This is a genomic window from Streptomyces sp. NPDC001443 (genome assembly GCF_053597355.1).
Genome location: NZ_JBSFIA010000033.1, coordinates 1 through 14,066 on the forward strand (window position 1 = coordinate 1; position 14,066 = coordinate 14,066).

Sequence of the window (14,066 nt, forward strand, 5' to 3'; positions counted from 1 at the left end):
ATGGTACTGCAGGGGGGACCCTGTGGGAGAGTAGGACGCCGCCGAACAAATATTGAGAAAACCCCCGTGCCATTCGGCACGGGGGTTTTCTGCGTTTGGGGTCTGGTGACGTCGCATCGAGCGAGTTCGGCTGGGCCGGCCCTTCGGTTCAGAGAAGCTTGCCCAGCCGTCGTCTCAAAGGCGTCCTGCCGATTTCAGGGCCAGGTACGAGTCCGCCAGTGCGGGAGCCAGTTCATCGGGGGTCGCGTCGACGACCGTGACCCCGTGGCGGCGGAGTTGGTCGGCAGTACGCCGGCGTTCCGACTGGGACTGGGCGGCCGCCGCGGATTCGTAGACCGCGTCAACGGAGCCGCGGGCCGACGCCAGACGGGCGATGTTCGGATCGGCGACGGACGCCACCATCACCGTATGGCGCTGAGTGAGCCGACCGAGGACCGGGAGCAGCCCCTCCTCCATCGGAGCCGTGTCGAGCGTCGTGAGCAGCACGATCAGGGAACGACGAGGGGCCGTACGCAGAGCAGTCGCCGTAAGGCCCCGGGCGTTCGTCTCGACCAGTTCGGGTTCGAGCGTGGCCATCGCCTCCACCAGGGAAGGCAGGACGTCACGGGCGCTTCGGCCCTGGACGAGGGCACGGACCCGGCGGTCGTAGGCGAGCATGCCGACTCGGTCACCGGCGCGGGACGCCAGGGCGGCGAGCAGCAGCGCCGCGTCCATCGAGGCGTCCAGCCGGGGGACGTCGCCCACACGGCCCGCCGAAGTGCGGCCGGTGTCGAGCACCAGCAGGATGTGGCGGTCGCGTTCGGGACGCCAGGTGCGGACGGCGACGGTCGTGTGCCGGGCGGTGGCACGCCAGTCGATGGAGCGCGTGTCGTCGCCGGGCACGTACTCGCGCAGGCTGTCGAACTCCGTGCCCTCGCCCCGGGTGAGCACGCTGGTGCGACCGTCGAGCTCGCGCAGGCGGGCGAGCTTGGACGGGAGGTGTCTGCGGCTGGTGAAAGGGGGAAGGACGCGTACCGTCCAGGGGGCGCGGTGGGTGCCCTGGCGGGAGAAGAGACGCAAGGGACCGTAGGAGCGGATCGTCACCCGGTCCGCCTGGCGGTCGCCTCGGCGGGTGGGGCGCAGCCGGGTGGTGACACGCCGGCGCTCGCCCGCGGGGATCGTCAGGAGGTGACGGGAGGCGGGCCCCTCCGTGCCGGGCTGCCAACTGCTCGGCGGCCAGGCGTCCCGGAGCTGCGCGCGCAGCGGCCGATTGGTGGGGTTGGTGACAGTGAGGGTCACGTCGGCGGCCTCGCCCAGACGCACAGAGGTGTCGCCGGAACGGGCCAGGCCGAGACGTCGTACCGGCGCCGCGAGGGCGAAGTCGCAGGCGCACGCCACCGCCACGGAGGCGTTCACGGCGAGGACGCCCGTCCAGCCGGGGGCCCAGACGCCGAGGGGGACCGAGCCGAGTGCCGCGAGCAGGGCGGCGCGTCCGGTGAATCCCATCAGCGCGGGACGGGGACGTGGGCGAGGATCGCGTTGATGACGGAGTCGGCCGTCACGCCCTCCATCTCCGCTTCCGGGCGCAGTTGGACGCGGTGCCGGAGGGTGGGCAGGGCCAGGGCCTTCACGTCGTCGGGGATGACGTAGTCGCGGCCCGTGAGCCAGGCCCACGCGCGCGAGGTGGACAGCAGGGCGGTGGCACCGCGCGGGGAGACGCCGAGGGTGAGGGACGGCGAGTCGCGTGTGGCGCGGCAGATGTCCACGACGTAGGCGGTGATCTCGGGGGAGACGGTCGTCTTGGCGACCGCGGCGCGTGCCGCTTCCAGGTCGGCCGCGTTCGCGACGGGGCGTACGCCCGCGGCGCGCAGGTCGCGCGGGTTGAAGCCCTCGGCGTGTCGGGTCAGTACGCCGATCTCGTCCTGGCGGGAGGGCAACGGGATCGTCAGTTTGAGCAGGAAGCGGTCCAGTTGGGCTTCGGGCAGCGGGTACGTGCCCTCGTACTCGACCGGGTTCTGGGTCGCGGCGACCAGGAAGGGGTCGGGGAGGGGACGAGGAGTGCCGTCCACCGTGACCTGGCGTTCCTCCATGGCTTCGAGGAGGGACGACTGGGTCTTGGGCGGGGTGCGGTTGATCTCGTCGGCGAGCAGGAGGTTGGTGAAGACCGGGCCGGGCTGGAAGGAGAACTCGGCGCTGCGGGTGTCGTAGACCAGAGAGCCCGTCACATCACTCGGCATCAGGTCGGGAGTGAACTGGACTCGTTTGGTGTCGAGTTCGAGCGCGGCGGCGAGGGTGCGGACGAGCAACGTTTTGGCGACTCCGGGGACTCCTTCGAGGAGAACGTGTCCGCGGCAGAGGAGGGCGACGACCAGACCGGTCACGGCGGGGTCCTGGCCGACCACGGCTTTGGCGATCTCGGCGCGCAGGGCTTCCAGGGAGGCCCGGGCGCTGCCCTGGTCCCTGGTGTACCCGGCGTTGTCGGTGGTCGGGTCCATCATGAACGGCGTACCTCTCTTTCGAGGGCGTCGAGTTGGTCGGCAAGGGCGATCAAGGAGGTGTCGTCGCCGGGCGGCGGGCCGAAGAGGAGGGGGTGCAACAGCTGTCCTTCGCCGTCCAGGTGGGCGGAGAGCGCGGGAAGCAGGGCCTCGGGCGCGTGCGCCTGGGCCACGGGGACGCCCACGAGGGGGGCGAGGCGGGTGCGGGTGGTGGAGCGAAGAGCGGTGGCCGCGCGATCGCGGGCGTTCGCTCTGCGGTAGAGGCGGGCGCGGCCTTCGACGGTCTCGGAGGCGCGGATCGCCACGGGGAGATTTTCGGGCACCAGGGGGCCGAGTCGGCGTGCGCGCCACAAGGCGGCCACGGCTGCGGCGACGAAGAGCTGCAAGGCGCCCCACAGCCAGCCGGACGGGAGCAGGTCCAGGAAGTCCTCCTGGTCGTCCTGGTCGGTTGCCGAGGTGTCCGCCGGTGAGGGGAGGTACCAGGTCAGATGAGGGCGCGAGCCGAGGAGTTGAAGCGCGAGCGAGGCGTTGCCCTGTTCGTCGAGGGTGTCGTTGTAGAGGATGTCCGGTGCGCCGAGCACGACGGTGTCGCCGCCGCCGGACGCGTCCGGGACCCGAACCAGGGTGGCCAGGCGTTCGCTGGGGTAGCACTCGTCGGCGTCGTGGTGAGTGGTGGTGTAGCGGATGCCGCCGGTGTCCGCGGTGCCCGCGCGTCGGGCGGCGGGCAGGTCGCAGTCGGGGGAGAGCGTCGCGTCGAAGCTGGTGGCGGGGTCTGCGGTGACCCCGGGGGCGAGCCGTTCGACGGACCAGCTGCCCGCGGCGACGAGTACGGTGCGGCCGCCGGCGCCGCTGGTGGTGGAGTGCAGTCGGCTCTGCTGGCGCTGCGTCAGCAGGTCGGGGACGGCGACCAGGAGGGTGGTGTCCGGGCCGGCCGCGGCGCGGGCTTCGTCGAGGGTGGTCACCACGCGGGTGTCGACGCCGCGTTCGGCGAGGAGCGCGGCGACGGCACGGCTGCCGTAAGGATCGACGGAGCGCGGGTCGAGTGCGCCGTGCCCGGTGTCGGAGCGGACCAGGGCGATCGCGACGGCCCCGGCCAGCAGCAGGACGAGAGCGAGGGCGATTCCGCGCGCGCGGGTCCACAGATGCCGGGCGGAGGGGGAGACCGAGGTGGACGGGAGCGTGGCCTCTTTGCTCATTCGGCGGCTCCCTGGCGGGCGTTGCGGGCCGTGCCGGGGGCGCTGGTCGCGAGGTCGGGCTTGGCGCTTTCCAGGTCGCGGTCGAGTTCGGCGATGCGGTGGTACGACCGCTCGCTCGCCGGGCGTCCGCCGTACGTCACGTCGTCGAAGTCCAGGGCGGCGGTGCGCAACCGGTCGGCATGCTCGCGCAGGACGCGGCCGGCTTCCGCGGCGGCCTCGTCGGCGGTGCGGCCGGGGCGGACGTCGAGGAGAGCTCGCTCCTCCAGGGAGCGGACGATGGCCCGCATGCGTTCCTGGACGGCCCTGTTCCAGTGGCCCTGGGCGGCGTGCGCCTCGGCGGCCGCACGGTGGTCGGCGGCGGTGCGGGGCCGGTCGTCGAACAGGGCGGGTGAGGACGTGGGCGGGCGGCGCGGCGTGCCCAGGCGCCACCACAGGGCGCCCAGCACCGCGACGACGGCCAGGACGATCAGAACCAGTCCGACCGTTCCCCCGGGAGTCGCGGTCGAGGCGGTGGCGAGGAGTCTGCCGATCCACTCCCACACGGCGTTCAGGGCGCGTTCGAACAGGCCGGGGTCGTTCTGGTGGTACACGCTCTTGGACAGCTCGTGGCGGGCCGCCTCCCGCGCGGGATCCCGCCCGATCGTCACCGGCGGTTCGTCGGAGCGTGCCAGTGACCCCATGGATGTGTCGCCGGCGCGCAGCAGGGCCCGTACGGCCGTGCCGGTGGTGCGTGGCAGTGCCGGCAATGCCGGCACTGCTGTGAGAACTCCCCCCGTCGGACTCACCGCATCAGCTCCCTGGGGTGGCGCCGGAGCTGTTGTAGCCCTGGACGCCGGCGGCGCGGGCCAGATCGAGGTCGAGCGCCTCGCGGCGGATGCGCTGGTCGACGTAGAGGAGCACGGTGACGCCCGAGCTGATCGGGAAAGTGATCATGGAGCCGATCACCGAGCCGATGCCGCTGATGACGAGGAACGTCCAGCCGTAGTCGCCGCCGCTGGCGAGGAAGCCGGAGATGCCGCCTCCGCCCAGGGCGGCGGCGAGCAGGGTGAACGGGACGACGACGATCGCGGCGACGATGTTCGCGATGAGCGCCCCGAGCAGCTGGATGCCGAAGACCCGCCACCAGGCGCCGCGCACGAGCTTGGCCGAGCGGCTCATCGACTTCTGGATGCCCTGCTTCTCCAGCATCAGCGCGGGTGCGGCCAGCGAGTAGCGGACGACCAGCCACAGGGCCACCAGGGCGGTGCCCATGCTGCCCAGGACGGCGAGGCCGGCGCCCGGCGCCGCGGCTCCCGCGACGGCGACGAGGATGCCGGGCACCGCGCCCGCGGCGGTGACACCGAACGCCAGGAGCAGGAGCAGCAGGATCAGGCCGCACAGTTTCGCGCCCTGTGGGCGGGCGTCGCGCCAGGCCTCGCCGGTGGTCACCGGCCTGCCGATGACCGCACGGCTGATGACGGTGGCGAGCATGGCGGTGGCCACCAGGGTGCCGATCATGGAGACCAGGATGAGGACACCGGAGTTGAGCAGCGAGTACTCCATGGCGCGGGCGAGCTCGCTCACCGTCGCGCTCGGGTCGTCGAGGGCCTCGGTGCCCGCGCTCTCGTCCAGGACGAGGCCGCGCAGCAGTACGACGACGGTCTCCGTGACGGCCGCGACGGCCAGCGACAGGCCCAGCACCGTGCGCCAGTGGGCGCGCATGGTGGCCACCGCGCCGTCGAGGATCTCACCGACGCCGAGCGGGCGCAGGGGGATCACCCCGGGTTTGGCGGCGGGCGGCGGGCCTCCCCAGCCCGCACCCCAGCCGTAGTGGCCGCCGGGACCGCCGTAGCCGCCGGGACCCATGGGGGGCCGGTGACCCTGGCCCGGGACGGGCGGCGGGGGCGGCGGGGCCTGGCCGGGGTTCGGCGGGACGGCCGGCGCGGACCACTGTGCCGGTGGCGGCTGCACCTGGGACCACTTTGCGGCCGGGTCCTGCGGGTCCGTGTCCGAGGGGGCCGCGGGCTGTGCGGCGGTGGGCTCGGCGGGGCCGGACGCATCGGGCGCCTGCCCGTCGGACGGGGCGGATCCGGGCGAGGCCCAGCCCGGAGTGTCTTTCATCGTCGCTCCTTCACGGTGCCCGTCCGCGGTCGCGGCGGAAGGTTGGCAGACATCGTGCCATGGGGTGGTCATCGGAGGACCGGCCGCGGTCGGGGCTGCACGCCTCCAATTGTCCGACGGATCCGGGGCAGACTGACCGCATGGCTGATCAGTACGCGCAAGCAGGCGAGGGCAAGCGGCCGACCGAGATACCCGTCATCCGCTGGGAGGAACCGCCCGAGGGCCCGGTGCTGGTGCTCCTCGACCAGACGAGACTGCCGAGCGAGGAGGTCGAACTGGTCTGTACGGACGCGTCCGCGCTGGTGGAGGCGATTCGCTCGCTCGCCGTGCGCGGGGCGCCGTTGCTCGGCATCGCCGGGGCGTACGGGGTCGCGCTCGCCGCCGCCCGCGGGTTCGACGTGGACGAGGCCGCGACGGCGCTGGCAGGTGCCCGGCCCACGGCCGTGAACCTCGCCGTCGGTGTGTGCAGGGCCCGGTCGGCGTACGCGGCCGCGCTGGCCCGCGGGGACGCCCGACGGCAGGCGGCCGGGGCGGCGCTGGTCGCGGCGCGGCAGCTGCACCGGGAGGACGCGGAGGCCAGCGCCCGGATGGCCGGGCACGGCCTGGCGCTGCTGGACGAGCTGCTGCCCGGCGGCGGACACCGGGTCCTCACCCACTGCAACTCCGGATCGCTGGTGTCGGGCGGGGAGGGGACCGCGTTCGCGGTGGCCCTCGCCGCGCATCGGGCGGGGCGGCTGCGGCGGCTGTGGGTGGACGAGACGCGTCCGCTGCTGCAGGGCGCGCGGCTGACCGCGTACGAGGCGGCCCGCAGCGGCATGGCGTACACCCTGCTCACCGACAACGCGGCGGGGTCGCTGTTCGCCGCGGGCGAGGTGGACGCCGTCCTGATCGGAGCCGACCGGATCGCGGCCGACGGATCGGTGGCGAACAAGGTGGGGAGTTACCCGCTCGCGGTGCTGGCGCGCTACCACCATGTGCCGTTCATCGTGGTGGCGCCGGTGACGACGGTGGATCCCCGGACGGCGGACGGAGCGTCGATCGAGGTCGAGCAGCGCCCCGGGTTCGAGGTGACCGAGATCACGTCGCCGCAGGCGCAGCCCGCCGGGGCGGGAGGCGGGATCCCGGTGGCGCCGCTGGGCACGCAGGCGTACAACCCGGCGTTCGACGTGACGCCGCCGGAGCTGGTGACGGCGATCGTCACCGAGGAGGGCGTCGTCTCGCCCGTGACGGCCGAGGCTCTCGCCCGGCTGTGCGCCGGGTCGCGCGAGGTGGCGATGGACTGATGTGATCGGGGTGGGGCGAGGCGAAGTGAACGCCTCGCCGGTCACGGTCCGCGGGTGGGTGGTCTGCCGCCCGTGAAAAACGGGGACGCCCACGTCCGTGGCCGAGGGCAGACAGTGATGGCCGGGTACGACTATCGTCACGGGTCGGTGACCCTGCTCACCTGCGCCTCCTTCACCGTTACGAGAATGGGATGATGTCGTTTATGAAGGGACGAGTCCTTGTCGTCGACGACGACACCGCACTGGCCGAGATGCTCGGTATCGTGCTGCGTGGTGAAGGTTTTGAGCCGTCTTTCGTAGCCGACGGTGACAAGGCGCTGGCCGCCTTCCGCGAGAGCAAGCCCGACCTGGTGCTCCTGGACCTGATGCTGCCCGGACGGGACGGCATCGAGGTGTGCCGCCTGATCAGGGCGGAGTCCGGGGTGCCGATCGTGATGCTGACGGCGAAGAGCGACACCGTCGATGTCGTGGTAGGCCTGGAGTCCGGCGCCGACGACTACATCGTGAAGCCGTTCAAGCCCAAGGAGCTGGTCGCCCGTATCCGGGCGCGCCTGCGCAGGTCCGAGGAGCCGGCACCGGAGCAGCTCGCCATCGGCGACCTGGTCATCGACGTCGCCGGGCACTCCGTGAAGCGGGACGGGCAGTCGATCGCGCTGACGCCGCTGGAGTTCGACCTGCTGGTCGCGCTGGCCCGCAAGCCGTGGCAGGTGTTCACCCGCGAGGTCCTGCTGGAGCAGGTGTGGGGCTACCGGCACGCCGCGGACACCCGTCTGGTCAACGTGCATGTGCAGCGGCTGCGCTCCAAGGTCGAGAAGGACCCGGAGCGCCCGGAGATCGTGGTGACCGTCCGCGGTGTGGGCTACAAGGCAGGACCCAGCTGACATGACCGGTGACAGCGCCGCTTCGGCGTCCGGGCAGAACGGGGCCCGAGCCGGGCGGCCTGTCGACCGGAAGACCATGGGCTCCCGCTGGGGGCGGCTGTGGGAGGGCGGTCTGCTCCAGGGCGGCGTCCAGGGCAGTCCGGTGCTGCGTCTGCTCATGCGCTGGGTGCGCCGACCGCTGCTGCCCGTCATGCGGCTGTGGCGGCGCAACATCCAGCTCAAGGTCGTCGTCACGACGCTGCTGATGTCGCTCGGCGTCGTCCTCCTGCTGGGCTTCGTCGTCATCGGGCAGGTGCGCAACGGCCTGCTGGACGCCAAGGTGAGGGCCTCCCAGAGCCAGGCCGCCGGCGGATTCGCGGTGGCCAAGCAGAAGGCCGACGAGGCGGCGGCCGGTACCGACGGCGATGTCTCCACGGCGGACGGCAGGCCGTCCCAGAACGTCATCGAGTGGATGAGCAACCTCGTGTCGTCGCTCTCCAGCGGCGGCCAGGGTGCCTTCGACGTGGTGACGCTGCCCGCGGGCGACGACAGCGCCGGTGGCCGCGGACCGCGCGCCTCCGGCGGTGTCGACCCGACGACGAGCGTGCCCGAGGAACTGCGCGCGCGCATCGACAGCAGCACGGCGGCCGCACAGGAGTACACCCGCATCGTCTACAAGGACGACGACAACGAGTCCCAGCCGGCCCTGGTCATCGGCAAGCAGGTCAACGACCCCAACGGTGACCCGTACCAGCTGTACTACCTCTTCCCGCTGACGCAGGAGGAGAAGTCCCTCAGCTTGGTCAAGGGCACCCTGGCGACCGCCGGCCTCTTCGTCGTCGTGCTGCTCGGGGCCATCGCGTGGCTCGTGGTGCGCCAGGTCGTCACACCCGTGCGGATGGCCGCCGGGATCGCCGAGCGGCTGTCCGCGGGGCGCCTGCAGGAACGTATGAAGGTCACCGGCGAGGACGACATCGCGCGGCTCGGCGAGGCCTTCAACAAGATGGCGCAGAGTCTCCAGCTGAAGATCCAGCAGCTCGAGGACCTGTCGCGGATGCAGCGGCGGTTCGTGTCCGACGTGTCGCACGAGCTGCGCACACCGCTGACGACCGTACGGATGGCCGCGGACGTCATCCACGACGCGCGCGCGGACTTCGACCCCATCACCTCGCGGTCGGCGGAACTGCTCGCCGACCAGCTGGACCGGTTCGAGACGCTGCTCGCGGACCTGCTGGAGATCAGCCGCTTCGACGCGGGCGCGGCGGCGCTGGAGGCCGAGGCGATCGACCTCCGGGAGGTCGTGCGGCGCGTGGTCAGCGGTGCCGAACCGTTGGCCGAGCGCAAGGGCACGACGATCCGGGTCGTCGGCGACCTGCAGCCCGTCGTCGCCGAGGCGGACGCCCGCCGGGTGGAGCGCGTGCTGCGCAATCTCGTGGTCAACGCCGTCGAGCACGGCGAGGGCAGGGACGTGGTCGTCAAACTCGCCTCGGCGGGCGGTGCGGTCGCGGTCGCGGTGCGCGACTACGGCGTCGGGCTCAAGCCCGGCGAGGCCACCCGCGTCTTCAGCCGCTTCTGGCGGGCGGACCCGGCACGCGCGCGTACGACCGGGGGTACGGGCCTCGGGCTCTCCATCGCCCTGGAGGACGCGCGGCTGCACGGCGGCTGGTTGCAGGCCTGGGGTGAGCCGGGCGGCGGTTCGCAGTTCCGGCTGACGCTGCCGCGCACCGCGGACGAGCCGCTGCGCGGTTCGCCGATACCCCTGGAGCCCAAGGACTCGCGGCGCAACCGCGGGCTCGACGAGGCCGGCATCCCGCGTGGGGGAGCCGAGAAGGCCGCCACCGTGCCGATGCAGTCGACCGGTGAGCGCAAGGCGCCGTCGCGGGCTCCGCTCGGGCCGCGCACGACCGGTGTGGCCGCCACCGCGGACCCGACCGCGCTGCCGGGCAACGGCGCGCGCGTGGTGCCAAGGCCCGGTACGGGCGGGCTGAGACAGGACGACACGCCCGCTGTGGAGGCGGCCGTGTCCCGCCGGGACACCCGGTCCCAGGACGCGGACGAGCAAGGGGAGGCATTCCGTGGGCGCTGACCGCGAGGGGGGCGCCCGGCGGATGCCGGGGCGCGCGGTGGTGGCCTACGCCGCCAGTGGGGTCGTACTGCTGGCGGGCTGTGCGTCGATGCCGGACGACGGAGACCTGCGGGGTGTGGAGTCCACGCCGCGCCAGGACATCCAGGTGCGGGTGTTCGCCATGCCGCCGCGGGAGAACGCGCAGCCCTCGGAGATCGTCCAGGGCTTTCTGGAGGCACTGACCAGCGACGATCCGACCTATGCGACGGCCCGCCAGTATCTGACGGGTGAGGCCAGGCAGACCTGGAGGCCCGACGTCTCCACCATGGTGCTGCTGGACGGCCCGGGCACCGAGGCCGGTCCGTCGGGGGGCCGGGCGGACGGCGACGACTTCTCGTTCACCCTGACCGGCACCATGGTCGCGGCCGTGGACGCCCAGCAGGCGTACACGCCCGCCTCCGGGCGCTACAGCCAGCCGGTGCACCTGACGAAGAACAAGAAGACCGGGCAGTGGCGCATCGACGGGCTGCCGCAGGGCGTCGTCATGGGCAAGTCGGACTTCGAGCGCAACTACATGCCCGTCAACAAGTACTACTTCGCCTCCAACAGCGCGGACACCGGGAGCGGGCAGCCGACGGGCGTGGCCGATCCGGTCTATGTGCGCGAGCGCGTGGACCCGATGACGGAGATGGTGCGCTCCCTCCTCCAGGGTCCCACCAGCTGGCTGCGGCCGGTGGTCAGGTCGAGCTTCCCCACCGGTACGGCGCTGGACAAGGGGGTCACCTCGCTGACTCCCGACGACCAGAACAAGCTGACCGTGCCGCTGAACGACAAGGCCGCCCGGGTCGGGCGGACCCAGTGCGACGAGATGGCGGCCCAGCTCCTGTACACGCTGCACAACCTCACCCCGGCGGTGGACGAGGTCGAGCTGCGGGCGGGCGGCGCACGGCTGTGCTCGCTCGACGAGGAATCGGCCGTGGGCGTCGCCGCGCGGGGCTCGGCGAGCCACCCCGACTACCTGTACTTCATCGACGGCCAGCACCGGCTGGTGCGGATCCCGGGCGGCAGCAGCGACACACCGAAGGCCGAACCGGTGCCGGGGGCGCTCGGCGAGGAGGGCAAGCAGTTGCGGGCGGCGGCCGTCTCGCGGGACGAGCACACGGCGGCCGGAGTGAGCTTCGACGGCAAGGCGCTGTACGTCGGTTCCCTGGTCTCGGGCAGTTCGCCCGGGGAGCCCGTGCTGCGCAGCACGGGCAAGACCGAGACCGACCGGCTGACCACGCCCAGCTGGGACGCGCGCGGCGACCTGTGGGTGGCCGACCGCAACCCGGCAGCCCCGCGGCTGCTGCTGCTGGAGAAGGGCGCCGGCGTACCGGTGGAGGTGCGCGCTCCGGCGCTGACCGGGCGCATCAGGGACGTACGGGTGGCCGCCGACGGGGTGCGTATCGCGCTCGTGGTGGAGGAGAAGGACGGCAAGGCGTCCCTGCTCATCGGCCGGATCGAGCGGGACGAGAAGGACGGTGACCGGCCGGTGGTGTCGGTCCTCGAACTGCGGTCCGCCACTCCTGAGCTGGAAGAGGTCACGACCATGGCGTGGGCCGGCGACAGCCGGCTCGTGGTGGTCGGGCGCGAGCAGGGGGGCGTGCAGCAGATGCGGTACGTCGAGGTCGACGGCTCCGTGCCGGAGGGGCCGACGCCCGCCGCGGTGACCGGCGTGAAGGAGATCGCCGCTTCCGAGGACGAGCGGCTGCCCCTGGCGGCCTACTCGGAGGACGGGATCGTCCGGCTGCCTTCCGGGGCGCAGTGGCAGAAGGTGGACAAGGACGGATCGGCTCCGGTTTATCCGGGGTGACAGGGCAGGACGGATCCGGGTTTCCGGGTGCGGGCGTGAAGACAGAGGTTCCGGATTCTTTCCGGGTAAAAGGTTGAAACGGTCGGCCGTTTTCGTTCGGGGTGTCCCCGGTACGGAGACGGCCGTCCGCTTTTCCGGCCTGTCCTGTCGTTTCGCCGCCGTGTGGGGTGCCTGGGTATGTGTGGAGTGCCTGTCCGGAGGCAATGCGCGGAATTTTCCACAGGGTGTTTTCCACAGGCCTGGCCGAGCGGCGCGGGTGCGGGCACAGTGGTGGACATGCGGGGGTGGTGGCGGGACCTCACCGATCTGATGCTGCCGGCCGAGTGCGGTGGTTGCGGGCGGCCTCGTACGGTGCTCTGCGCGCCGTGCCGTGCCGCTCTGTACGGGGCCGCGCCGGGCCGGGTGCGACCGGTGCCGCAGCCACCCGGTCTGCCGGCCGTGCACGCGGCGGCGCGGTACGGGGACGAGGTGCGGGCCGTGTTGCTGGCCCACAAGGAAAGGGGGGTGCTGGCGCTCGCGGGACCGCTCGGCACGGCCCTGGCCGGAGCCGTGCGGTCGGGGCTCTCGTCGGCCGGGAGGCGGGCCGACGGGGCCGTCACCGGGTCCGGAGCGCGCCGGGCCGCGGCGGGGGCCGAGGTGCCGGTGCTGCTCGTTCCCGTGCCGTCCGGGCGGCACGCGGTGCGGGCGCGGGGGCACGACCCGGCGCGCCGGATCGCTCTCGCGGCCGCCGGTGAACTGCGCCGCACCGGGACCCGGGCCCGGGTGCTCGCCGTGCTGCGGCAGCGGCGGGCCGTGGCCGACCAGGCGGGACTCGACTCCCGGCAGCGGCTGGCGAATCTCGCGGGCGCGTTGACGCTGGCACCCGGCGCGGGGCGGTTGCTGGACGAGGGCCAGGTCGTGCTCGTCGACGACCTGATGACCACCGGCGCCTCCCTCGCCGAGGCGGCACGGGCCGTGCGGGCCGGGCGGACCGTGCGGGCGGAGGCGGCGCGGACGGGGGTGTACGGGCGATCGGATACGGACGAACGAGGGTTCATGGGGGCGGCCCCCGTGTATCCGCCAGCAGGTCGGGAAGGCAGAGAGGAACGAACGGACGGGACGAGTGAGGGGAGGCGGCAGCCGGCTCGGTCCGGAGCGTCATGGGCGCACGACAACGAGTGGCGAGGCCTGATCTGTGCAGCCGTGATCGCGGCGCCACCGGATTCTTTCGAAATAAACCGGAACTGACCGTGAGCTTGCATCGTTGCAGGTAATGAGCCGGTCAATTCACCTGAACGGAGGTACGTCGCGTTAGAGGGTGACGACATCCGTCCGGGCGAGATATGTTCGGTTGTGAGGGAAAGCCGCAGGCCACCCTCGCATATCCGAATGCCGTGCCGTGGTTTTGCGCTATCGGTGACGGCATCGGGGGTGTAGATCTTGCCCATGGGGGAGGAGGAGGTGGAAGTCGCCGAGTCCGAGGTTCCGGAGTTCGCCGGAGCCTGGTGCAAAAGGGAGATGCCCCGCCGTTGATGCGGGGCGATCCGGGAACGGAGTTCTGCGTGGACATCGTCGTCAAGGGCCGCAAGACCGAGGTGCCCGAGCGGTTCCGCAAGCACGTGGCCGAGAAGCTGAACCTGGACAAGATCCAGAAGCTCGACGGCAAGGTGATCAGCCTCGACGTCGAGGTGTCCAAGGAGCCCAACCCCCGACAGGCCGACCGCTGCGACCGAGTGGAGATCACGCTCCGCTCCCGCGGTCCGGTGATCCGGGCGGAGGCAGCGGCCAACGATCCGTACGCGGCACTCGACCTGGCAGCGGAGAAGCTCGACGCCCGGCTGCGCAAGCAGCACGACAAGAAGAACACGCGCCGCGGCGCCCGCAGGCTCACGGCGGCAGAGGTCGCCGACCACGTCCCGGGAGTGGCGACGCTCAACGGCAACGGTCACCCCGTCCCGGCGGAGGACGCGGACAGCGTGCCCACGAAGCGGATCGGTTCACTGGAAGTACAGGGCGACGGCCCCCTGGTGGTCCGCGAGAAGACACACGTCGCCGCTCCGATGACGCTCGACCAGGCTCTCTACGAGATGGAGCTGGTCGGACACGACTTCTATCTGTTCGTCGACTCCGAGACCAAGGAGCCGAGTGTCGTCTACCGGAGGCACGCGTACGACTACGGTGTGATCCACCTGAGCACGGACACGATGGTCACCCAGGCGCACTCGCCCGGCGCGGGTGGCGCGCTCGGTGGCTGACC

Annotated in this window: 11 protein-coding genes; 6 read left to right on the forward strand and 5 right to left on the reverse strand. The window is 72.2% G+C overall.

Going from position 1 to position 14,066, the window contains the following annotated elements; genetic code table 11:
* Positions 1 to 174: 174 nt before the first annotated feature.
* The 5 genes from ACWC24_RS29055 to ACWC24_RS29075 are packed head-to-tail and all read right to left on the reverse strand — an operon-like array spanning position 175 to position 5,770.
* On the reverse strand, positions 175 to 1,485 hold the full coding sequence (locus ACWC24_RS29055; protein ID WP_450665853.1) for a DUF58 domain-containing protein: 1,311 nt from the start codon (positions 1,483 to 1,485) through the stop codon (positions 175 to 177).
* The gene (locus ACWC24_RS29060) at positions 1,485 to 2,474 is read right to left on the reverse strand and encodes an AAA family ATPase (protein ID WP_450665928.1); all 990 of its coding nucleotides are present in this window, start codon (positions 2,472 to 2,474) and stop codon (positions 1,485 to 1,487) included. The genes ACWC24_RS29055 and ACWC24_RS29060 overlap by 1 nt, the downstream gene beginning before the upstream one ends.
* Complete coding sequence (locus tag ACWC24_RS29065; RefSeq protein ID WP_450665854.1) at positions 2,474 to 3,670, reverse strand: DUF4350 domain-containing protein; 1,197 nt, start codon at positions 3,668 to 3,670, stop codon at positions 2,474 to 2,476. The genes ACWC24_RS29060 and ACWC24_RS29065 overlap by 1 nt, the downstream gene beginning before the upstream one ends.
* Positions 3,667 to 4,455 (reverse strand): DUF4129 domain-containing protein, encoded by a 789-nt coding sequence (locus ACWC24_RS29070; RefSeq protein ID WP_450665855.1) that lies wholly within the window; start codon positions 4,453 to 4,455, stop codon positions 3,667 to 3,669. The genes ACWC24_RS29065 and ACWC24_RS29070 overlap by 4 nt, the downstream gene beginning before the upstream one ends.
* A 4-nt stretch (positions 4,456 to 4,459) precedes the next feature.
* Positions 4,460 to 5,770, reverse strand: a complete 1,311-nt coding sequence (locus ACWC24_RS29075) for a hypothetical protein (protein ID WP_450665856.1) — start codon at positions 5,768 to 5,770, stop codon at positions 4,460 to 4,462.
* A gap of 140 nt (positions 5,771 to 5,910) precedes the next feature.
* Here ACWC24_RS29075 and mtnA point away from each other — a divergent pair, with 140 nt between their 5' ends.
* The 6 genes from mtnA (at position 5,911) to hpf (ending at position 14,064) form a co-directional block, all read left to right on the forward strand.
* Positions 5,911 to 7,053 (forward strand): S-methyl-5-thioribose-1-phosphate isomerase, encoded by a 1,143-nt coding sequence (gene mtnA, locus ACWC24_RS29080; protein WP_450665857.1) that lies wholly within the window; start codon positions 5,911 to 5,913, stop codon positions 7,051 to 7,053.
* Between the two features lie 191 nt (positions 7,054 to 7,244).
* Positions 7,245 to 7,934, forward strand: coding sequence for a two-component system response regulator MtrA (gene mtrA, locus ACWC24_RS29085; RefSeq protein WP_187284748.1), 690 nt, complete (start codon positions 7,245 to 7,247; stop codon positions 7,932 to 7,934).
* A gap of 1 nt (position 7,935) precedes the next feature.
* Positions 7,936 to 9,999, forward strand: coding sequence for an MtrAB system histidine kinase MtrB (mtrB, locus tag ACWC24_RS29090; RefSeq protein WP_450665858.1), 2,064 nt, complete (start codon positions 7,936 to 7,938; stop codon positions 9,997 to 9,999).
* Positions 9,989 to 11,830 carry an LpqB family beta-propeller domain-containing protein gene (locus tag ACWC24_RS29095; protein WP_450665859.1) on the forward strand — a complete coding sequence of 614 codons (1,842 nt, stop codon included), beginning with the start codon at positions 9,989 to 9,991 and terminating at the stop codon, positions 11,828 to 11,830. Before mtrB ends, ACWC24_RS29095 begins: the two co-directional genes overlap by 11 nt.
* Before the next feature lie 276 nt (positions 11,831 to 12,106).
* Positions 12,107 to 13,057: a ComF family protein gene (locus tag ACWC24_RS29100; RefSeq protein WP_450665860.1), complete on the forward strand. Its 951-nt coding sequence runs from the start codon at positions 12,107 to 12,109 to the stop codon at positions 13,055 to 13,057.
* A gap of 314 nt (positions 13,058 to 13,371) precedes the next feature.
* Positions 13,372 to 14,064, forward strand: coding sequence for a ribosome hibernation-promoting factor, HPF/YfiA family (gene hpf / locus ACWC24_RS29105; RefSeq protein WP_450665861.1), 693 nt, complete (start codon positions 13,372 to 13,374; stop codon positions 14,062 to 14,064).
* The last annotated feature ends 2 nt before the right edge of the window (positions 14,065 to 14,066 follow it).

Bases quoted from the DNA above. Each gene is read 5' to 3' on its own strand.
- ACWC24_RS29055 (WP_450665853.1), bottom strand. From the start codon at position 1,485: ATGGGATTCACCGGACGCGCCGCCCTGCTCGCGGCACTCGGCTCGGTC.
- ACWC24_RS29060 (WP_450665928.1), bottom strand. From the start codon at position 2,474: ATGGACCCGACCACCGACAACGCCGGGTACACCAGGGACCAGGGCAGC.
- ACWC24_RS29065 (WP_450665854.1), bottom strand. From the start codon at position 3,670: ATGAGCAAAGAGGCCACGCTCCCGTCCACCTCGGTCTCCCCCTCCGCC.
- ACWC24_RS29075 (WP_450665856.1), bottom strand. From the start codon at position 5,770: ATGAAAGACACTCCGGGCTGGGCCTCGCCCGGATCCGCCCCGTCCGAC.
- mtnA (WP_450665857.1), top strand. From the start codon at position 5,911: ATGGCTGATCAGTACGCGCAAGCAGGCGAGGGCAAGCGGCCGACCGAG.
- mtrA (WP_187284748.1), top strand. From the start codon at position 7,245: ATGATGTCGTTTATGAAGGGACGAGTCCTTGTCGTCGACGACGACACC.
- mtrB (WP_450665858.1), top strand. From the start codon at position 7,936: ATGACCGGTGACAGCGCCGCTTCGGCGTCCGGGCAGAACGGGGCCCGA.
- ACWC24_RS29100 (WP_450665860.1), top strand. From the start codon at position 12,107: ATGCGGGGGTGGTGGCGGGACCTCACCGATCTGATGCTGCCGGCCGAG.